This window comes from Desulfosarcina variabilis str. Montpellier, assembly GCF_048565275.1.
Classification (GTDB): domain Bacteria; phylum Desulfobacterota; class Desulfobacteria; order Desulfobacterales; family Desulfosarcinaceae; genus Desulfosarcina; species Desulfosarcina variabilis.
Genome location: NZ_CP159846.1, coordinates 8,954,978 through 8,975,969, shown reverse-complemented (window position 1 = coordinate 8,975,969; position 20,992 = coordinate 8,954,978). Strand labels below are relative to the sequence as shown.

Annotated in this window: 12 protein-coding genes; 9 read left to right on the top strand and 3 right to left on the bottom strand. The window is 56.8% G+C overall.

Features of this window, described 5'->3' with window-relative positions; all coding sequences use genetic code 11:
- Positions 1-21: 21 nt before the first annotated feature.
- The gene (glnE, locus tag Dvar_RS40285; RefSeq protein ID WP_419659102.1) at positions 22-2,940 is read right to left on the bottom strand and encodes a bifunctional [glutamate--ammonia ligase]-adenylyl-L-tyrosine phosphorylase/[glutamate--ammonia-ligase] adenylyltransferase; all 2,919 of its coding nucleotides are present in this window, start codon (positions 2,938-2,940) and stop codon (positions 22-24) included.
- Positions 2,941-3,397: 457 nt separating this feature from the next.
- Between glnE and Dvar_RS40280 the strand changes: the two genes are divergently transcribed.
- The 8 genes from Dvar_RS40280 (at position 3,398) to Dvar_RS40245 (ending at position 16,588) form a co-directional block, all read left to right on the top strand.
- Positions 3,398-4,528 (top strand): glutamate synthase, encoded by a 1,131-nt coding sequence (locus Dvar_RS40280; RefSeq protein WP_419659101.1) that lies wholly within the window; start codon positions 3,398-3,400, stop codon positions 4,526-4,528.
- The gene (locus Dvar_RS40275) at positions 4,492-6,126 is read left to right on the top strand and encodes a glutamate synthase-related protein (protein WP_419659100.1); all 1,635 of its coding nucleotides are present in this window, start codon (positions 4,492-4,494) and stop codon (positions 6,124-6,126) included. The genes Dvar_RS40280 and Dvar_RS40275 overlap by 37 nt, the downstream gene beginning before the upstream one ends.
- A 103-nt stretch (positions 6,127-6,229) precedes the next feature.
- Positions 6,230-8,563, top strand: coding sequence for an FAD-dependent oxidoreductase (locus tag Dvar_RS40270; protein WP_419659099.1), 2,334 nt, complete (start codon positions 6,230-6,232; stop codon positions 8,561-8,563).
- A gap of 445 nt (positions 8,564-9,008) precedes the next feature.
- Complete coding sequence (gene carA / locus Dvar_RS40265; RefSeq protein ID WP_419659098.1) at positions 9,009-10,145, top strand: glutamine-hydrolyzing carbamoyl-phosphate synthase small subunit; 1,137 nt, start codon at positions 9,009-9,011, stop codon at positions 10,143-10,145.
- Between the two features lie 42 nt (positions 10,146-10,187).
- The gene (gene carB, locus Dvar_RS40260) at positions 10,188-13,448 is read left to right on the top strand and encodes a carbamoyl-phosphate synthase large subunit (RefSeq protein WP_419659097.1); all 3,261 of its coding nucleotides are present in this window, start codon (positions 10,188-10,190) and stop codon (positions 13,446-13,448) included.
- A 43-nt stretch (positions 13,449-13,491) separates the two neighbouring features.
- Positions 13,492-14,931: an amidophosphoribosyltransferase gene (gene purF / locus Dvar_RS40255; protein WP_419659096.1), complete on the top strand. Its 1,440-nt coding sequence runs from the start codon at positions 13,492-13,494 to the stop codon at positions 14,929-14,931.
- A gap of 89 nt (positions 14,932-15,020) precedes the next feature.
- The gene (locus Dvar_RS40250; protein WP_419659095.1) at positions 15,021-15,584 is read left to right on the top strand and encodes a cyclic nucleotide-binding domain-containing protein; all 564 of its coding nucleotides are present in this window, start codon (positions 15,021-15,023) and stop codon (positions 15,582-15,584) included.
- A complete protein-coding gene (locus tag Dvar_RS40245; protein ID WP_419659094.1) occupies positions 15,581-16,588 on the top strand; it encodes a radical SAM protein in 1,008 nt (335 codons plus the stop codon). The genes Dvar_RS40250 and Dvar_RS40245 overlap by 4 nt, the downstream gene beginning before the upstream one ends.
- Here Dvar_RS40245 and Dvar_RS40240 read toward each other — a convergent pair.
- Positions 16,578-17,129, bottom strand: a complete 552-nt coding sequence (locus Dvar_RS40240) for a hypothetical protein (RefSeq protein ID WP_419659093.1) — start codon at positions 17,127-17,129, stop codon at positions 16,578-16,580. The genes Dvar_RS40245 and Dvar_RS40240 overlap by 11 nt on opposite strands.
- Before the next feature lie 228 nt (positions 17,130-17,357).
- On the opposite strand from Dvar_RS40240, the gene Dvar_RS40235 reads away from it, so the two are divergent.
- On the top strand, positions 17,358-18,443 hold the full coding sequence (locus tag Dvar_RS40235) for a flavin monoamine oxidase family protein (protein ID WP_419659092.1): 1,086 nt from the start codon (positions 17,358-17,360) through the stop codon (positions 18,441-18,443).
- 24 nt (positions 18,444-18,467) lie between these two features.
- Here the strand turns inward: Dvar_RS40235 and Dvar_RS40230 are convergent, their stop codons facing one another.
- Positions 18,468-20,750, bottom strand: coding sequence for an ATP-binding protein (locus tag Dvar_RS40230; RefSeq protein WP_419659091.1), 2,283 nt, complete (start codon positions 20,748-20,750; stop codon positions 18,468-18,470).
- Positions 20,751-20,992 lie beyond the last annotated feature (242 nt).

The following is a 20,992-nucleotide window of genomic DNA, read 5'->3' as shown; positions in this document are numbered from 1 at the left end:
ACTCCTGTTTTACAGCGGCCCTTAAACAAGTGTTGATTGCCAGAGCCCTTGCACCAACCCTTTCAGGTGACCGAACCGTTTCACGTCGACCAGGGTGGAGCGTTCCTGCAGATTCAACCGATGGGCCACGGCCCTGAAAATCAGATAGGCCCGCCGCAGTCGGTAGGCGGTCACCGTATCTATGATATCGGCCTCGGACAGGGCTTGCAAAAGTCTTACATTGTCCGTCCAGCGGGTAATGTCGGGATGATGTGCAGCGTGCTGCAAAATAAAGTATTGAACCAGAAACTCGATGTCCACCATGGCGCCCACATCTTCTTTGATGTCGAACTGATCCGGTGTGGCCGCCAGCCGATGCTTGCGCATACGCTCGCGCATTTCCCTTACCGATGTCTGCAGTTCCTTTTTTTCCCTGGGTAAACACAGGACCTGTTGTCTGATGCGGGAAAAGGCGCTTAGCAAAACCGGATCACCAGTAATGGGCCGGGCCCGGATCAGGGCCTGATGCTCCCAGGTCCAGGCGTTTTCCAGCTGATACGCTTTGAATCCGTTGACATGGCTGACGAGGAGGCCGGAATTCCCGTTGGGCCGAAGACGCATGTCGGTTTCGTAAAGAGCACCAGCCGGGGTATGGGCGGACAGCATGTGCACCACGCGCTGGCCTAGGCGGGCGAAGAAGTGGCTGTTGTCAATGGGCCGCTGACCCCCTTTCGTTTCACCCGGATCGGCGGCGTGCAGAAAAACCAGATCCAGATCAGAGCCATAGCCCAGTTCAAGGCCGCCCAGCTTGCCATAACCGATCACGGCGAACCCGCGCTCACAGGTGTGGCCGTCCAGGGTGCAGGTTGGCCTGCCGTGCCTGGCTACCAGGTCGTTCCAGGAGATGTCCACCACTTTTTCCAGAATCGTTTCGGCGATCCAGGTCAAATGATCGCTGACCTTCATCAACGGCAGCACATTGGTGATGTCTGATGCTGCCACGCGCAGCATGTTGATTTGGCGAAAAATGCAAAGGGCTTCAATCTGATATTCAGCGTCGTCATCGGGCACGCTGGCAAGCCGCCGGGAAAGCCCTTTACGAAGTGCATCAGGCCCTGGCGGGGCATATAATGTGCGCGGGTCCAATAGCTCGTCCAAAAGCACCGGGTGGCGGCTTAAAAATGCGGCGATCCAGGGGCTGGCGCCGACCAGACGGATCAGATGGGTCAGCGCGGTTGGATATTCGAGCAACAGTGACAGGTAGCTGATGCGCTGCTGAATATTTTTAAGGATTTGCAGCACCCGGTCCAGCACGGTTTCAGGCACATCGCAGGCCGCAGCGGCCTCGAGGATGCGCGGCATCAGACGGTCCAGCCGATGTCTGCCGGTACTGCTCAGTGCGCGGGTGGCCGGCTCGGCTTTGAACGATTCCAATAGCAGCGCTGCCGTACGGCCATCTGAAAAGCCTGCTGTGGTGAGCCATTGGCCCCGCTGCTCGGTGGTGACGGAAAGCCGCCAGGCGTCTTCCAGACCCGTGGTATGCGCATTTTTATCCTTGTTTTCGTTCCTGGTTGGGGTCTTGGTTTCCAGCAGTCCCGCAAAGTGGCCGCGAACCCGTTGCCGATGGCCGTCCAATTCGACGATGAAGGCCTCCCAATTGTCGGCCCCCATGCTGCGTGAAAGGCGCAGGCGGGCCAGCGGATCCGTTGGCAGGGCATGGGTCTGCTGATCGTTTTCTTCCTGCAGCCGGTGTTCGGCCTGGCGCAGGAAGCGATAGGCCTCGATCAGTTCCCGGCAAACGGCCGGGGGGACAACCCCCTCTTGGCCGAGGGTGCTCAGTACGGCCTGGATGCCCGGTTGCTGAAGTGCCGGCAATACGCCGCCGCGAATCAGTTGAAACATCTGGCCGAAAAATTCAATTTCGCGAATGCCCCCGCTGCCCAGCTTGATGTTGTCGTGGAGTTTTTTGCGACGCACTTCGGCGGTGATCTTTTGTTTCATTTCGCGCAAGGACTCGAACACCCCGAAATCAAGATAGCGCCGAAAAATAAACGGCTTGAGCTGGTCGAGCAGGGTTGCACCGGCCTTTTCGTCACCAGCCACAACCGCCGCCTTGATCAAGGCATAGCGTTCCCATTCGCGCCCCTGAGACTGGTAGTAATCTTCCATGTGGTCGAAATTCATGACCAGCGGCCCCCCATCACCATAGGGCCGAAGCCGGGTGTCGACCCGGAAGACAAACCCATCAACGGTGACCTCGCCGATGGCCTGGATCAGATGGCGGCACAGGCGGGTGAAAAACACCTCGTTGGCAACCGAGCGGTTGGCTCCACGGGTCTCACCGCTGGCGGGAAAAGTAAAGATCAGGTCCACATCCGACGAAAAGTTGAGCTCACCGGCGCCGAGTTTACCCATGCCGATCACCACCAGCCGTTGCGGTTTGCCGGCCGCATCAACGGGAACGCCCTGGGTGGCGCACATGTGATCGTACAAAAGTGTCAGGGCGCCGTCGATCGCGCATGTGGCCAGGGCGGAAATATCGGCCATGGTTTCTTCCACCTGGTCAAGACCTGCCATGTCACGCACAGCGATGCGTACCATTTCCCGCCGGCGAAATTGTCGTAATGCCGCTTTCAACGGGGTCAGCAGCGCTTCCGGGGCCGTATTGGGGTCAACCGCGGCGGGGGCCAGGGGGGTCAGAAACGGTGCCAGGTGCTGATGCATGTAGTCGTTGGTTGCACGGGTGGTCAGATCGTTACTGTCGATCAGATCAATGGCCATCGCCGGATGATGGATGCAACTGGCGGAGACGAATTCGCTGAAGCCGAAGGCGTTGAACAGGTCCTTGGCCCCTTCCGAATCTGTTGAAAAGGAATGACCGGCCGCCTCCGCGGCCTTGCAAAAGGCCTCCCAGCGTTCCTTTTGCTGGTGGTTTAGGGTGTCGATTAGGGAACGGGTCATGGAACGGGCACTTTCTTCACGTGGTTGAAAAGCGAAACAGATAGGGGTACATGTCGTTGTGCTCTGTAATGGCAGCGCTTCCCACCGGTGGGGAAACAGTGACGTACGCTGCCCGACGGACTCTGCCGATTGGCAACCAAAAGCCTATCAGATATTCAAAAAGTTGCCAAGATTAGAATTTTTTCGATAGTTTATGGAAGATTTGGGTGAACGGATGGTTTATTACAATATTGTATTTAAATGGAAAAAAATATTGCATTAGTGTAATAAATTTGTTTATAGAGATGTGTTGCCGCTAGCGTGCCATGCCAACAGGGTATTGCATTTCAGCGCATTTTATATAATGGTATGCAACTTGCTTCTTCAAGTACAACCAGTCTATGTACACACGGGTCCGGCATTGACAGGTCAATGCCGGCCTTTTTTACCTTCGGCAGCGAAAAGGAGTGAATGAACCATGTGCCGACTGTTTGCCATGACCAGCGAGACGCCCGTCTCCCCCATGATCGCCCTGGAAGCCATGGATGTCATGCGGGAAGGGCACGATGGATCCGGTGTCGGTCTTTTCCTAAGGGATCTGGGAGGACCTTTTGAGGAGATCAAGGATGCGCCGATCCTGTCCGGTATTTTCAGTGAAGAAGGCTTAAGACGCCTGGATGCCTTTATGATGGATATCGGATTCATGACCAAGTACAAGATTACCATCAAGGTGCCCAAAACCCCTCCCCCGGGGATTCCCAAACGGGATATTTATCTAATCCGTGCCTATGAATACCCTGAGGAGTGGGACGGCTATTCACAGGAGGCACTGAACGAGAAACTGCTTGAGATCCGTTTGCAGCTGCGGGCCATGGGCGAAGAACGGCGGGACATGATCGTTTTTTCATTCTGGCCGGATGTGATCATGATCAAGGAGATCGGTGATCCGCTTCAGGTGGCCAATTATCTCAAATTGGATCGTAAGGAACTGCATGCCCGGGTGATCATGGCCCAGGGACGGCAGAATACCAACTACGCCATCAATCTGTATGCCTGTCATCCGTTTTTCATCCAGGGCTACGCCTCCATGACCAATGGTGAATGTACGGCGTTTACGCCGATCCGGGAGTTTTTGCTGTCGCGAAACTTCCCTGGTTATACCGGCTATCAGAGTGACTCGGAAGTGTTCACCCATATCCTGCACTACACCCAGACCCGGCTGGGCCTTGGGATCCCGGCTTACAAGCACGTGATCACGCCTTTGCAGGATGCCGACATCGAAGTGCATCCCAACAAAGCGTTGCTCAAGCAGCTCAAGCAGTCGTGCCGCCGGCTGATCATCGATGGGCCCAACTGCATTATCGGGTGTCTGCCTGACCACAGCCTGTTCATGGTCCAGGACCGCAAGAAACTTCGGCCCGGTGTGGTCGGGGGCCGCCCCGGTCGCTATGCCTTTTCCTCGGAAATTTGCGGCCTGGATTATGCCATCCCTGATCGAGACAAGAGCAAAGACTTTCAACCCATGCATCTGGACACGGTTATTGTCGGACCGGATCGCCAGGAGGTTTCCGTATGCAACCAAATGCAGCCATTACCCCATCTACACTAAGCGTCAAGGATCTGCCCTGGCAGATTCTCTGGCAAAAAGATAAATGTACCCTGTGCGGTCGTTGCACGGCTGTGTGTCCGGTCAATGCCATTGAACTGGGTGTATTTCGCAAACGGCGGATCAAGGTGTCCCTGGAGCCCCAGGGCAATCCGTCCAGCAGTTTTGATGTCTATCATGGTATTCGCCAGAAAACAGACCCGGCCTATGCCTGCGTGGGGTGTGCCACCTGCAACCTGGTCTGTCCCAACGACGCCATCATTCCCGTGCGCTCCGACGAAGCCGACAAGTTGCGCTTTCACATCAACCGGGGCGGTCAGCCCCGCAGCCGCGGCGGTCGGCGCAACGTGCCCGGCGGATTGCTGGACCAGATCAAGTTTATCCGTATTTCCATGCTGACGGATCCGGCCCTGGATGCCGGACGCCATGAATTCGAACTGCGCACCCTTTTGGGGCGCATTCTGCCGCCCGAGCAGAACCTGAAGTTTTTAAGTGAAAACGGGTGGATTCCACCGGTGCGGGAAATCTATCCCCTGATTATCGGCGGCATGAGTTTCGGCGCCCTGTCTCCCAATATGTGGGAGGGGCTTCAAATGGGGGTGGCCTATCTCAACGAAGAGCTGGGCATGCCGGTGCGCATGTGCACCGGTGAAGGCGGCTGTCCACCGCGCCTGTTGCGCAGTCCCTTCATCAAATACGTGATTTTACAGATCGCCAGCGGTTATTTCGGCTGGGACGAGATCATTCACGCCATTCCCGAAATGGTTGAAGACCCCTGCGCCGTCGAGATCAAATACGGCCAGGGGGCCAAGCCTGGCGACGGCGGCCTGCTCATGTGGCACAAGGTCAACAAGCTGATCGCCGCCATTCGCGGGGTGCCGCCGGGAGTGAGCCTGCCCAGTCCGCCGACCCACCAGACCCAGTACTCCATCGAGGAGTCGGTGGCCAAAATGATTCAGTCCATGTACATGGCCTGGGGATTCCGGGTGCCGGTCTATCCCAAGATCTCGGCGACTTCGACAGCCATGGCCGTGCTCAACAACCTCACCCGCAATCCGTATGCGGCGGGCCTTGCTATCGACGGCGAGGACGGCGGCACCGGCGCGGCCTATAACGTTTCCATGAACCACATGGGGCACCCCATCGCCACGAACATCCGCGATGGTTATCTCAACCTGGTGGAAGTGGGCATGCAAAACGAAATTCCGATTTTTGCCGGTGGCGGCGTGGGCAAAAGCGGCAATCTGGCCGCCAATGCCGCGGCTCTGATCATGCTCGGGGCCAGCGGTGTGCAGACCGGGAAATACATCATGCAGGCGGCTGCCGGCTGTCTGGGCTCGGAAAGCGATCGCTGTAACATCTGTAACATCGGTCGTTGCCCACGGGGCATCACGTCCCAGGACCCGCGCCTGTATCGGCGCCTGGATGTGGAAAAAGTGGCCGAGCGGGTGGTCGACCTGTTTCTGGCCTTTGACACCGAATTAAAAAAGATCGTGGCGCCATTGGGCCGCTCCACGGCATTGCCCATCGGCATGTCGGATGCCCTGGGGATCAGTGACTACGATGCCGCTCAGCGGCTGAAAATCAAATATGTGGTTTAGATTAGGTGAATAGGCTGAAGGGGTTTAGGCTGGAGGAATACGCCCTTCAGCCTTTGGCCTAAACCGCTGAACCCCTGCTTTTGATTTGACCGGAGAACATGCGATGACGGAAAATAGACAACCGATTAAAATAACAGGAAAGCGTGACGGGGAGCGCCTCCCCTCACGGATCCTTGAAGAGCAAATTCAAAAGGCCGTAGAAGCCGGGCACCGACAGTTGACGATTCATGCCTTCGGCCAGCACGGAATCGGCGGACGGCTCTGGAAAAACGATGGTGAACCCATAACGATCACGGTGGAAGGGCAAGCCGGTCAGCGGATGGGCTCCATGGGCTATCCGGGCACCTTCATCAACGTTTTGGGACCGGCATCGGATGATGTGGGCTGGCTCAATGCGGGCGCAATCATCACCGTTCATGGTCATGCTTCCAATGGCACAGCCAACGGCATGGCCCAGGGTAAGGTCTACATTGCCGGTAATATCGGGGCCCGCGGCATGACTATGACCAAATACAATCCCCGCTTCGAACCTCCCGAGTTATGGGTGCTGGGTTCCGCCGGGGACTATTTCGCCGAGTTCATGGCCGGCGGCGTGGCCGTAATTTGCGGCATCACGCCCCAGAATCCCGAAAATGTACTGGGCTACCATCCCATGGTGGGTATGGTGGGCGGCCGGGTGCTGTTCCGCGGCCCGCACAAGGGCTTCAGCCACGCCGATGCCAAGATGGTGCCCATCGATGACGATACCTGGCAGTGGCTGACCGACGGATTGAAGGAATTTTTAAAATCCACCGATCGGATGGAGCTTTTGGAGAAGCTGTCGATCCGTGAAGAGTGGCAGCTGATCGTCGCCCGCTCGCCCCAGGACAAAATCGGTGTGAAACGGCGTTCCATGGCCGACTTTCATCAAAATGTCTGGGACAAACATCTGGGCAAGGGCGGCCTGGTGGGCGATCTGACCGACCTTGACCGTAGCCCCATTCCACTGATTACCCAGGGCGACATGCGCCGTTTCGTCCCGGTCTGGGAAAACCGCAAGTTCAAAGCGCCTTGTGAGGCCACCTGTCCGTCGGGGATCCCTGTGCAGGAGCGCTGGCGCCTGGTGCGTGAAGGACGTGTGGACGAAGCCGTGGATCTGGCCCTGGCCTTTACCCCTTTCCCCGCTTCGGTATGCGGTTACCTGTGCCCCCATCCCTGCATGACCGCCTGCACCAAGGGATCGGCGTTCATGACCCCGGTGGATGTCAGCCAGTTGGGCCGGGCCAGTATCGATGCCAAGATTCCGGAGCTGCCCCCCCTGTCCGGCAAACGGATTGCCGTTATCGGCGGTGGTCCGGCCGGTATTTCCACCGCCTGGCAGCTGCGCCGCAAGGGCCACGAAGCCGTGGTGTTTGACACCGCACCGACCTTAGGCGGGAAAATTGCATCGGTGATTCCCAATAGCCGCATCCCGGCCGAGGTGGTGCAAAAGGAATTGGAACGGGCCCAGGAGGTGATTCCCCACGTTCACCTGCAGCAGAAACTGGACCGTGGGCAAACCGAACAGCTGGTTGCCGACTATGATTTCGTTATTGTTGCCGCCGGCGCCCAGAAGCCGCGCACCCTGCCCATCCCGGGCAAGGAACGGCTGGTCACGGCCAATGATTTTCTGGCCGATGCCAAACAAGGCAGTGCCAAACCAGGCCAGCGGGTGGTGATCATCGGTGCCGGTAATGTGGGTTGCGATGCGGCCACCGAGGCGGCGCGTCTGGGCGCCAATGATATTACCCTTTTGGATGTGCAGGAACCGGCCAGTTTCGGCAAGGAGCGTGAAGATGCCGAGGCCGCCGGAGCCAAGTTTCGCTGGCCGGTATTTACCCGCCAGATCACGGAAGCAGGCGTGGAACTGGAAAGCGGGGAGGTGATTCCCGCCGATACGGTCATCGTCTCCATCGGTGATGCGCCGGATCTGGATTTTCTGCCCGAGGACGTGGCTACCGAGCGTGGATACGTGGTGGTCAACGATGATTATCAGACCTCCAATGCCAACCTTTACGCCATCGGTGATGTGGTGCGGCCCGGCCTGTTGACTGACGCCATCGGTGCCGGTCGCCGGGCGGCGGAAACCATTACCGAGATCCTGGCCGGTAAACGGCCCGGGGCCGACCGCAAGATGGTCATCGATATCAACCGCGTTTCCCTGGAATACCTGGATCCCCGGATTATCGACTACGAGGACATGGACCATTGCGGTTCCCAGTGCTCATCGTGCGGGACCTGCCGGGATTGCGGCATCTGTGTGGCTATCTGTCCGCAGGCGGCCATCAGCCGCAAGGCCGGAGACGGTGTGGACTATGAGTATGTGGTGGACCCGGAGCGTTGTATCGGCTGTGGCTTTTGTGCCGGTGCTTGCCCCTGCGGTATCTGGGACCTGGTGGAAAACACGCCTTTGGGTTGATAAGCGGGCCATTGCCGAAAACGACACCAAGGGGCAGGCCGATCGGCCCGCCCCTTTTTACAGCAGTAATTGTAATTTTGGAGGTGTTCAGCGGGAATTTCATCGATCGATAGCAAAAAATGATGATCGATTACGAGCACGAGCACGAAAAATGCCAATGCCCGTCGTGCTCGTGCTCAGTGTAGCAGTGCGCGTAATCGTAATCGGAACGCTCGACTTGCCATAATTACAATTGTTGTTTTTGCGGCCGACGGGTTGACATGGGCGAACGGATAACCGCAGAATACTCAATGTCCAATGACCGATATAGAAGGAACGGCCATTCTGCAAGCACCGTTGTGGTCCACACTTTTTAAGGGGTTGATTTGCCGGCCAGATGTGGTAATTGACCTCAGACCTTTTTCGGCGCGCGGCCAAGCCGCCGTGTGCGATAAGATGATATATTATGGACGCACGATTAACGTTAGAAGACGGCCGGACCTTTGCCTGCCGGTCGTTTACCGGGCCGGGAGAAGCCAGCGGTGAGGTGGTTTTCAACACCAGCATGAGCGGATACCAGGAGGTGCTCACCGACCCGTCCTACAGCGGCCAGATGGTTACCATGACCTACCCGTTGATGGGGAATTACGGTGTCAATCCGGAAGATGTGGAATCGTCCCGGATTCAGGTGGCCGCCTTTCTGGTCAAGGAGTACCAGCCGTTTCCCAGTAATTTTCGGTCCACCCAGAGTCTGGCCGATTATCTGAAAGGGCAGGGGGTTTTGGGCGTGGAAGGACTGGACACGCGTGCCCTGACCCGCCATATCCGAAATGGCGGTGCCATGCGGGCCATTATTTCGACCAATGATCTGGATCCCGAAAGCCTGAAACGCCGTGCCAATGCCGTTCCCAGCATGGTGGGCATGGATCTGGCCCGGGAAGTGACCACGCCAAAGCCGTACCGGTGGGTCGGCGGCAAGCCTGAAATACTGCCCGATGACGTAAAGCTGGACCATGGGATTTGGCGCGAGCGTGGTCGGCGCCCGTCGGTGGTGGCCCTTGATTTCGGCCTGAAATACAATATCGCCCGCTGTCTTACCCAAGCGGGATTCGAAGTGCTGGTAGTGCCGGCCGCGACCGACGCCAGTACGATCATGACCCTGGCGCCCGACGGCCTTTTTCTGTCCAACGGGCCTGGTGATCCGGAACCGGTCGTTTACGGTATCGAGACCACCCGGGAACTGTTGGGGCGGCTGCCTATTTTTGGTATCTGCCTGGGCAACCAGATTTTAGGGCTGGCTCTTGGGGGGCGGACTTATAAGCTCAAGTTCGGTCACCGCGGTGCGAATCAACCGGTCAAGAATCTGGATACCGGCCGGGTGGAGATCACCTCCCAAAATCACGGCTTTGCCGTAGACATGGAAAGCCTAGGCAAAGACACCGTGGATGTGACCCACATCAATCTGAACGACAATACCGTGGAAGGTATCAGGCACCGCCGGCTGCCGGCCTTTGCCGTCCAGTATCATCCGGAGGCATCGCCGGGGCCCCATGATGCGGTATATTTGTTTGATCAGTTCCGGTCCATGATGAAAACCCACTGACGATATGAACGATAAGCTCACCATTTTATCCTCGGAACGCTAATGCCCAAACGTACGGACATTCATAAAATCCTGATTATCGGCGCCGGTCCCATCATCATTGGCCAGGCCTGCGAGTTTGATTATTCTGGCACACAGGCGTGCAAGGCCCTGAAGGAAGAAGGGTACGAGGTGGTGCTGGTCAACTCCAACCCGGCCACCATCATGACCGACCCGGAAACCGCAGATCGCACCTATATCGAACCGGTAACCCCCGAGGCCGTGGCCAAAATCATCGAAAAGGAACGCCCTGATGCCCTGCTGCCCACCTTGGGCGGGCAGACCGGTCTGAATACCGCCGTAGAGGTGGCCCGTCAGGGGGTGCTTGAAAAATTCGGCGTGGAATTGATCGGCGCATCCCTGGATGCCATCGAAAAGGCCGAGTCCCGCGATCGCTTCCGTGAGGCCATGCACCGCATCGGTCTGAAGATTCCGGAAAGCGGCATCGCCACCACCATGGAACAGGCGCGCGCCATCGCCGAAACCGTCGGTTTCCCGCTGATTATCCGGCCCAGTTTTACCCTGGGCGGCACCGGCGGGGGGGTGGCTTACAACCCCGAAGACCTGGAAAACATTGCCAAGGCCGGGCTGGATGCCAGCCTGACCAGCCAGGTGATGCTGGAGCAGTCGGTGCTGGGCTGGAAAGAGTACGAGCTGGAAGTGATGCGTGACCACGGGGACAACGTGGTGATCATCTGCTCCATCGAAAACATGGACCCCATGGGCGTGCATACCGGTGATTCCATCACCGTGGCCCCGGCCCAGACCCTGACCGATCGGGAATACCAGACCATGCGCGATGCTTCCCTGGCCATCATGCGCGAAATCGGTGTGGACACGGGCGGCTCCAACGTGCAGTTCGCCATCAATCCCGCGGACGGCGACATGATCGTGGTGGAGATGAACCCGCGGGTGTCGCGCAGCAGCGCCCTGGCCTCCAAGGCCACCGGTTTTCCCATCGCCAAGATCGCCGCCAAACTGGCCGTGGGATATACCCTGGATGAAATTCCCAACGACATCACCGGCGAAACCCTGGCCTCTTTCGAGCCCACCCTGGACTACTGTGTGGTCAAGATTCCGCGCTGGACCTTCGAAAAGTTTCCCGAGACCCAGGACTTGTTGACCACATCCATGAAATCGGTGGGCGAAACCATGGCCATCGGCAGAACCTTCAAGGAGGCCTTCCAGAAAGGATTGCGCAGTCTGGAGATCGGTCGGTTCGGCTTTGGCGCCGATGGCAAGGACCGCATCGAAGAAGATGGCGTGCCGCCGACCCTGGAAGAAATCGAACAGAAACTGGCCGTGCCCAACTCCCAGCGCTTGTTTTACCTGCGCCATGCCCTGGAAGCGGGCATGTCTATCGATGAGATCTACCAGACCACCGCCATCGATCCCTGGTTTTTATTTCAGCTGAGCCAGATTTTTCAGATGCAGAACGAGCTGGCTCAAGCCGGCCAGGCGGCGGCCAAATGCGCTCCAACCAGTTCGGTCTACACCCTTTCCGCCGACCAGCTGCGACGGGCCAAGGAATATGGATTTTCCGATTTCCAATTGGCCCATCTGACCGGCAGCACCGAACAGGAGGTCGAGCGGGCGCGCAAGACCATGGGCATCCGGCCGGTTTACAAATTGGTGGATACCTGTGCGGCCGAATTCCGTGCCGCCACGCCCTACTATTATTCCACCTATGAGAGTGAATGCGAAGCCCGGGTGTCGGACCGCAAGAAGGTGATGATATTAGGCGGCGGTCCCAACCGCATCGGGCAGGGCATCGAGTTCGATTACTGCTGCGTGCATGCCTCTTTTGCCTTACGCGAGATGGGTATCGAGAGCATCATGGTCAACAGCAACCCGGAAACGGTCAGTACCGACTATGATACATCGGACAAGCTCTACTTCGAGCCGCTGACCCGTGAGGACGTGTTGCACATCGTGGAGAAGGAAAAGCCCGATGGTGTGATCGTCCAGTTCGGCGGCCAGACCCCGCTCAATCTTTCCACCCCGCTGTTTCAGGAAGGCGTGCCCATATTGGGTACCCAGCCGGAAAGCATCGACCGCGCCGAAGACCGTGAGCTGTTCCAGGCCATGCTGAAAAAGCTGAATCTTACCCAACCGGCCAACGGCACGGCGATGTCCATCAGTGAGGCCCTTTCCATTGCCGATGAAATCGGCTACCCGGTGATCGTGCGGCCCTCTTTTGTGCTGGGCGGCCGGGCCATGAAGATCGTCTACGATCCCAAGGATATGGAAAACTTCACGCGGCTGGCCATCCTGGCCTCGCCGGGCCATCCGGTACTGATCGACAAGTTTCTGGAAGCCGCGGTGGAGGTGGATGTGGATGCCATCTGCGATGGGCAGACCACGATTATCGGCGGCATCATGGAGCATATCGAGGCGGCCGGCGTACACAGCGGGGACTCGGCCTGTGTCCTGCCGCCCTACAGCATCAAGCCTGAGATGCTCGACCAGATTGCCAACGCCACCAAGGCCATGGCCGCCGAGCTTAAAGTGATCGGGCTGATGAATGTCCAGTACGCCATCAAGGATGACCAGCTTTACGTGATCGAAGTCAATCCGCGGGCGTCCCGCACCATCCCCTTTGTCAGCAAGGCCACCGGTGTGCCCCTGGCCAAGATGGCCACCAAGATCATGCTGGGCAACACCCTGGCCGAGCTGGGACTCACCGGGGAAGTGATCCCCCGCCACCTGTCGGTCAAGGAAGCGGTATTGCCCTTTGACCGCTTTCCCGATGTGGACACCCTGCTGGGACCGGAGATGAAATCCACCGGCGAGGTGATGGGCATTGCCGCTGATTTCGGCCTGGCCTATGCCAAGGCCCAACTCGGTGCCGGACAGCGCCTTCCGCTGTCGGGGACGGTGTTCATCAGCGTCGGGGATGCTGACAAGCCAGCCATGCTGCCGGTGGCCAGACAGTTTGTGGATATGGGATTTACGGTCATGGCCACGGACGGGACCTGGTCCCATCTGACCGATAATGGCATCCCGGCCGAGCGCATCAACAAGGTTTCCCAGGGCCAGCCCCATGTGGCCGATGCCATTAAAAACGGTCGCATCCAGTTGATCATCAATACCGGTACCGGTGATGAACCCCGGCGTGACGGCTACACGATCCGCCGGACGGCCCTCAAATTCAAGGTGCCCTACGCCACGACCGCCGCCGGCGCCCTGGCGGTGTGCCGGGGCGTGGCGGCGCTAAGGGACAGACCCTTTGCCGTCAAGCCGATTCAGGACTACCACAGGTAAAGGGACCATCTCTCAACGGTTAATCGTTCAAGGCAAACAGAACATGAAAACATCTGCAACAATTCCTCGGGAAGTGATCAGTGACGACAAACCCCGTGAGGCCTGCGGGCTTTTCGGGGTTTTTAACCATGCGGACGCCGCCAAGGTCTGCTATTTCGGACTTTACGCCCTGCAGCATCGGGGGCAGGAAAGCGCCGGCATTGCCGTTACCGAAAATGGCGTGATTGACGAGTACAAAGGCATGGGATTGGTCCCCGATGTATTCGATATGGACACCTTGGAGGGGCTCGACGGCGCCACGGCCATCGGGCATGTGCGCTATTCGACCACCGGCAGTTCCATCGTGGCCAATGCCCAGCCGCTGGTGGTGCGCCATCGCAATCGGGCCTATGCCGTGGCCCACAACGGCAATCTGGTCAATGCCCACATCGTCAAAGCCGAACTGGAAGATTCCGGCTCGATTTTTCAGACCACGATGGACAGCGAGGTTTTTCTGCATCTGTTTGTGCGCAGCTTGAACTTAGGATTCGAAGAAGCCCTCAAGGCTTCGGTGGCCCGTATGAAAGGGGCATTTTCCATGGTGGTGCTGACCAGTCGGGGAGAGATGATCGGCATCAAGGATCCCCACGGGTTTCGGCCCCTTTGCCTGGGCAAGCTCAACGGGGGCTGGGTTTTGGCGTCGGAAACCTGCGCCCTGGATCTGGTGCAGGCCGAATTCGTGCGTGAACTGGATCCGGGCGAGATCGTCATCATCAGCAAGGACGGCATCAAAAGCATCCATACCCGTACGCCCAAACAGCGTTCGTTCTGTATTTTTGAATTCATCTATTTTGCCCGGCCGGACAGCACCTTTTTCGGGCACAATGTTTACCTGACGCGCAAAGCCCACGGCCGCCAGCTGGCCCGCGAGTCTGCCGTGGACGCGGATCTGGTGATGCCTTTTCCCGACTCGGGAACTTACGCGGCCCTGGGCTACTCGGAAGAATCGGGGATTCCCTTTGAAGCGGGTATGATTCGGAATCACTACGTGGGCCGCACGTTTATTCAGCCGACCCAAAGCATGCGTGATTTCGGCGTGCGGGTGAAACTCAATCCAATCAAAGAGCTGCTCAAGGGCAAGGATATTATCATTATCGAGGATTCCATTATCCGCGGCACCACGGCCAAGACCCGGGTCAAGGCCCTGCGCGAGCTGGGGGTCAAGCGGGTCCACTTAAGGGTCAGCGGTCCGGCCCACCGGTTCCCCTGTCATTACGGTATTGATTTTTCCACCAAGGGGGAGTTGATTGCGGCCAAGATGAGTGTGGAGGAACTGGAACGGCACCTGGGACTGGATTCATTGAGCTACCTGAGTCTGGACGGACTGTTATCGTCCACCGGCATCGACAAGCCGGCGGAAAATTTCTGTAAAGCTTGTTTTGACGGCTGTTACCCGGTGCAGTTTGACGAGAACCTGTCCAAACACTGCATGGAGGTCCGGTAGTTGGTAATCGGGCTTGCCTTTATCTGATCCGCACATTAATATGTTTTTATGCGTGTAGATTCTGCCACTGTCACTGCCTGAGGGAACCTATGATTGAGTCCAAATACCTGAAGGAAAACATTGAAAACATTCAGCGGCTCATGTCCATTTCCGCACTAAAGCACTTTGAAACGCGGAACCTGGGAAAACTCCTGCGCCTGAGCAAGATTCGGCAGTACGAGGATGGCGAGGCCATCATTCAGGAAGGCGATATGGATCCCTGGCTCTACTTCCTGCTCTCCGGCAAGATCCGTATCACCAAGGAGGGTGAAGAGATTGGTGTGATCGGTAAGAAGGGCGAAATCTTCGGAGAGATGCGTATTATCGACGATCAGAGCCGCTCCGCCACGGTCGTAGCCTTGGGCAAGACCGTTTGCCTGGCCGTGGATACGTCGGCGGGCAAGCGCCTCTCCTCGGCCGACCAAAAGGATCAGCGCCTTGATTTCCTGTTGCTGCTGTACCGCATTTTTGCTGAATACATGTCCAACCGCCTGCGGCTGACCAATGAAGAGTTGATCCGTGCCAAAAAGGAGATCCGTCGCCTGGGCGGCGACGCCTCCGACAAAGAGGCCAGCCTCGATGCGGATATGGATAGTTTCATGAATCTGCCATGATACGCAAGACCGTTTCCTTTACCCGCCGGGCAGCCAATGTTTTTTTCCATCTTCTGACCCACTGCAATCTGCGCTGTCGTCATTGTTATATCAATCCCGACCAGCATGGCGAAAATACGCTGGATATTGATACCATCAACCACTGGCTGGCCTTGTTTGCCGATCGTCACCCGGCTTCCAACCTGATTCTTTTGGGTGGTGAACCCACCTTGCATCCGGATTTGGCCCAGGCAGTAAAAAGCGCGCGCGGCCTGGGGTATGCATCGGTTACCATCGATACCAACGGCTATCTGTTTCACAATATCCTGGACCGGGTGACGCCCGATGAATTGGATTTTTTCAGCTTCAGCTTAGACGGCCCGCGCCCGGAAATAAACGACCCCTTACGGGGGGCGGGCTGTTTTGATGCCTGCACAAAAGGGATTGCAGCGGCCAAGGCGCGTGGATTTGCAATCAGTCTGATCTATACGGTAAGCCGGGCCAATATCGATCACCTGCATCATATGCCGGCGCTTGTACAGCAGATGGGGGTCGACCGTTTTTTCATCCAGGTGATTGGTGTAAGAGGTCAGTGGACCGAGGATGCAGAGCACCGCGAAACCCTGGCCCAGGTGGATCGGGAAACCTGGTTGGAGGTGGTTCCCCGGGTTGCCGAGGAGGCGGCCCGCCGCGGAATTCCCACCATTTTTCCCAAGGTGTTTTTGGGGCCGGACGAGACATTTGAATGTGCGGGAATGGTCGCTGATAATTATTTTATTTTCCCCAACGGCCGGGTTTACCGATGTCCGCTTTGCGAAGACTATCCCCTGCACAGCTTTGAGATCGTTGACAACCGATTGGTCGACACCCCCCGTATCAACGAAACCGACCTTTTTCCCCTGACCATCCCCGAAGGCTGCGTGATGAACCGCATCATTCAGCCGCGTAACCTGCCTGACGCCCACGACGGCCCGCCGCCGTATAAGATTGCCTGTTGCATGCTGAAGGAAGAGATCACGCCATAACAGACTGGATAAATTGCTCCTCCATCCGGCGGCGCTCGATTTTTATCTGCTCCAGGGCGGCTGAGAGTCGCGCCTGCTCCGCCGGCTGCTTGTTCAGCAGGCGGGTCTGGGCCGGGCAGATGTACCAGGTGCAGACAAAGGGCCGCTGCAGGCGGTCCAGCCGGCACCCATGGGGGCTCGCATAGCGACAGTGATCGCCCCGTCGGCCGACAAGCTGCTGGTCGGGCGCCGGGATACCGGCCAGATGCAAAAACAGCAGATCCTTGAAATCCGCCCATACCCAGGCGTGCCGGCAGCAAATGTCCGCGCAATCCAGGCAGGTGTGTTGGCACAAGTCATCCATGATCGGGAAGACGGACAGCAAATGGACGCACAGGCGGTCTGCCGAGCGTAAAGAGTCGCACAGCCGATGGCGGTGATGACAGACACTTTGGTTCAGGCTGGCATTGGCCTCCCGCCATAACGTTTTTGTGTCCCAGGGAATAGTGGAAAAAGATGCATCCATGGGCCTTGGGATATCAGGTTCGGGCCAGCCTTTCAACTGCCAAGCGCCATGGCACAATCTCTAACCCTTTTGATTTTTAGTCAGAAGTGGTGTAATTTGAATACGAATTTTCCATTGACCAGCTAAATGCTAATGGCACAGCTTGAATTTTTTTATCCCACCCCGTACGTGGTTGATGGTGCGATTTTTTCTTGTTTCTGGGCGACTGCCGGTGCTATGAAACTCTCTTTATCCGAGATAATGTTCAAAAAAGAGGGTTATCCAATGGGCCTTGCAACCACCAGACGTATCGACACCATTATCATCGGTGCCGGTCTGAGCGGAATCTATGCCGCCAGCCTTTTAGCTGAAAAAAATAAATCGTTTATCATCCTTGAAGCCCGCGACCGCATCGGTGGCCGAATTTTGTGCCCCGCCTATCAAGATTATGCTTGTGATCTGGGCCCGTCTTGGTATTGGCCGGAGATCCATCCACGCATGGCACGCCTGATCGAATCCTTGGCGTTAGACGGGTATCGCCAGTTTGAAGCGGGGTTGGGGCGGTTCCAGCAAATCAGCGGTGAGGTGCACACCGTGCGTGGATATCCTACCGAGCCTAGTTCCTGGCGGGTTGCCGGCGGTATGATCGCATTGGTCACCAAGCTCAGTCAGCGCCTGCCCAAAGATTCCGTTTTGTTGAACCGTCCTGTGTGTGAGATCAAGCGGCGTACCGACGGCGTGCAGGTGACGGTGGGGGAACTGGAAAAAGCGCCCTGGGCTCGGTTTGTCGCCCAACAGGTCATTATCGCCATGCCACCGCGTCTCACGGCTGCCACGATTCTTTTCACACCTGATTTGTCAGACCGTCTGGCCCAGGCCATGCTGAAAACAGGCACGTGGATGGCCGGACAGGCCAAATTCTATGCCCTCTACCAAACGCCTTTTTGGCGTGATGCGGGCCTGTCGGGCCAGGCCTTCAGCCAGTGCGGTCCGATGGGTGAGATTCACGACGGTTCCAACCATCATGCGGCCCCTTTCGGTCTGACCGGTTTTGCCGGTATTTCGGCCGGCCGGCGCAATCAGCAGGCACACCTGAGCAAGGCCATTGTGGACCAGCTGGCCTTGCTTTTCGGCCCGGCCGCTGCTGCGCCCCTTAAGCTTTTCTATCAGGACTGGGCCCGTGACCCCTATACGGCCACGGAGTATGACCAGCCGCCCATGGTCACCCACCCGGTCTATCAGCCCCCGGCCGGCCAGAGTGCCATTTGGGACGGCGCCATCCATTTTGCCGGCACAGAAACAGCCGATCAGCACGGGGGCTATCTTGAAGGCGCCCTTGGCGCGGCCGAGCGAGCCGTGTACCATTTGTAGGTCCATCTCGAATTTTATGCACCGTCAGCTTTTGATTGTCGCGGTCAGAGCGTCTTTTATCTTGGCGGCCAGCTCGTTTTTGGAAAATGGTTTTTGCAGGAGGACCACATCCTCGTCCAGAACGCCTCTATTGACGATGACATTGGAGGTATAGCCGGACATGTACAACACCTTGATTCCGGGACAAATGCCCGATATCCGATGGGCCAGATCCCGCCCATTGGACTCGGGCATGATCACATCGGTTAAAAGCAGGTCGATCGGTTCCGGATGGTTCCGAGCCAGGGCGATGGCCTCCTGCGGTGACGTCGCGGCAAGAACCTGGTAACCGAGCTTTTTGATCATTCTTTGGGTCAGCTTGAGAATGGCGTGATCATCTTCCACGACCAGCACGGTTTCGTTGTTGCCTTTCAACGGGGCGGATGGTGGCTTGGGGACCGTTGCCGTGGATACGCCGGTGATCCGCGGTAGATAGATCCTGAACGTGGTACCATGCCCCGGCTCGCTGTAAACATTGATAAAGCCTTTATTTTGTTTGACAATTCCATAGACCATGGCCAGGCCCAGGCCGGTTCCCCGGCCAATGGCCTTGGTGCTGAAAAAAGGTTCGAAAATTTTGTTCAAAATGCTTTTATCCATGCCTTCGCCGTTGTCGCTGACCGTAAGCTTTACAAATTCACCGGGAACGAATCCCTGGTGCAGGGAACAATAGGTTTCATCCAACTCGGTGTTTGCGGTTTCGATGATGATTTTGCCCACACCGCTGATGGCGTCCCTGGCATTGACACACAGATTGGCCAGAATCTGATCGATTTGGGAGGGGTCGATTTGGATGGGCCATATTTTGTTGCCGGGCAGCCAGACGAGTTCGATATCTTCTCCAATGATGGGAAGCAGCATGTTGATCATGCCTTGCACGATGTCATTGATAATCAGAACCTTCGGGGCGATGGACTGGCGGCGGGCGAAGGCCAGCAATTGGCGCGTCAGTTCCTTGGACCGTTTGGCGGCGTCCATGATTTCAGTAAGATCAGCATAAAGCGGATCATCGCCGCCGATTTTTTCAAGGGCCATTTCCGTATACCCAATGATGACGCTGATCATGTTGTTGTAATCGTGCGCCAACCCGCCCGCCAGCCGGCCGACTGCCTCCATTTTCTGGGCCTGGAGCAATTGTTTTTCCATTTTTTGGCGGTGCGCTTCAACATGGCTGAGACGGGTACTCATTTTGTTGAATTCGTCCACCAGGGTCGACAGGGTGTTGTCGGGGGCTGCTTCGATGCGATGGGCAAAATTTCCGTCGGCGATCTGTCGAAAGGCCTTTTGCAGCCGCCCGGCGGCGGCCGCTTCCATTGTCGCCTTGGGAAGTCCCGAAAAAAGAATCCAATCAACGCCGGGAACATGGCAGTGGCAATAGACCCATTCAATGCCCGCAGCGTCGGTGATCATATTGAGCCCCCCTGGTTTGGTGATGATTGATTGCAAATCAAAATGCGCCCACCCACCGCCGAGTTCGGATAAAGGATGCAAATAAAGACGCCCCTGGGTCTGATCGATTTCAGCGTGTAGTTTTTCATGCAGGATCAGCATACCCTGCTGGTCCACAATGAACTGGCTTTGATGGGGAAGGGCGGTTGTACCGGAAAAATCCCGGTAAAGGTAACGTAGCGGTAGATCAATACTCCACAGTCCGGTGAATGTATTACCACGCCACACCGGAATGGAAACGGAAAGAATGATTCCTTCGCCGGCATAATCAACGGTGGGCGGCGTCCAGCGAATCTGTCGCTTTGGGTTGTTCTCAGGGTTGACCGAAACAAAGGTGTGATAGGTGGTCCAGTCGAAGTCAAAAGGAATCGCCGTGCACTGGTCGATGAACGGGTACTGCAAGGACGCATTGGCGGCATCCTGGTAATAGATCCAACCGATATCCCCCAATCGATCATGGATATGCTGAAGATGGCTGCCAATGTTGCGATGGCTGTATATATGCCGTCGCACGGTCGGATTGGTTTTAAGGTGTTTTCCCCATGACACGCTGATGGCATCCTGTGGTAAGATCCCCTGCCTGAAATCAGACAGCAAGGGCATGCTTTGGAAAAAGCCATCCGCATCAATGGCAAATCCTTCTTTTTGAAGCCACCGGTCAATTTCCTGGTCTGAAGCGGCGTACAGGTCTGCCTGGTTTAGAAGCAGCAGGGTGGTTCGCTGGAGTTCTTCCAGGGCATTGTACAGGCGATCGACGGTTTGGTTGAGCAGTGCACGGTACCTTTCCAACTGCCATCGCAATGCTTCGATTTCATTCATCAACAACTCCTTCAGAAAAAAGACGCCCCATCCGTTATGATTTCGTTGCTGGTTCGGTCTGAAAGAAACGTATTCGATATTGTTGTTCCTGGTCTTGCTTGCCAGGGGTGCGACGGATTAAGGCCGTATTTTTTGTTGACACTGCCAACACTTAACCAGTCGTACCGGATGGATAAGGATAAGAAATCGTCACCTTGAAAAAATCAGGTGGGAATCTCAAGTGTGGGTCAGATTATTCAAAA

Bases quoted from the DNA above. Each gene is read 5' to 3' on its own strand.
- Dvar_RS40245 (WP_419659094.1), top strand. From the start codon at position 15,581: ATGATACGCAAGACCGTTTCCTTTACCCGCCGGGCAGCCAATGTTTTT.
- glnE (WP_419659102.1), bottom strand. From the start codon at position 2,940: ATGACCCGTTCCCTAATCGACACCCTAAACCACCAGCAAAAGGAACGC.
- Dvar_RS40230 (WP_419659091.1), bottom strand. From the start codon at position 20,750: ATGAATGAAATCGAAGCATTGCGATGGCAGTTGGAAAGGTACCGTGCA.
- Dvar_RS40270 (WP_419659099.1), top strand. From the start codon at position 6,230: ATGACGGAAAATAGACAACCGATTAAAATAACAGGAAAGCGTGACGGG.
- Dvar_RS40235 (WP_419659092.1), top strand. From the start codon at position 17,358: ATGGGCCTTGCAACCACCAGACGTATCGACACCATTATCATCGGTGCC.
- carA (WP_419659098.1), top strand. From the start codon at position 9,009: ATGGACGCACGATTAACGTTAGAAGACGGCCGGACCTTTGCCTGCCGG.
- carB (WP_419659097.1), top strand. From the start codon at position 10,188: ATGCCCAAACGTACGGACATTCATAAAATCCTGATTATCGGCGCCGGT.
- Dvar_RS40275 (WP_419659100.1), top strand. From the start codon at position 4,492: ATGCAACCAAATGCAGCCATTACCCCATCTACACTAAGCGTCAAGGAT.
- Dvar_RS40280 (WP_419659101.1), top strand. From the start codon at position 3,398: ATGTGCCGACTGTTTGCCATGACCAGCGAGACGCCCGTCTCCCCCATG.
- purF (WP_419659096.1), top strand. From the start codon at position 13,492: ATGAAAACATCTGCAACAATTCCTCGGGAAGTGATCAGTGACGACAAA.
- Dvar_RS40250 (WP_419659095.1), top strand. From the start codon at position 15,021: ATGATTGAGTCCAAATACCTGAAGGAAAACATTGAAAACATTCAGCGG.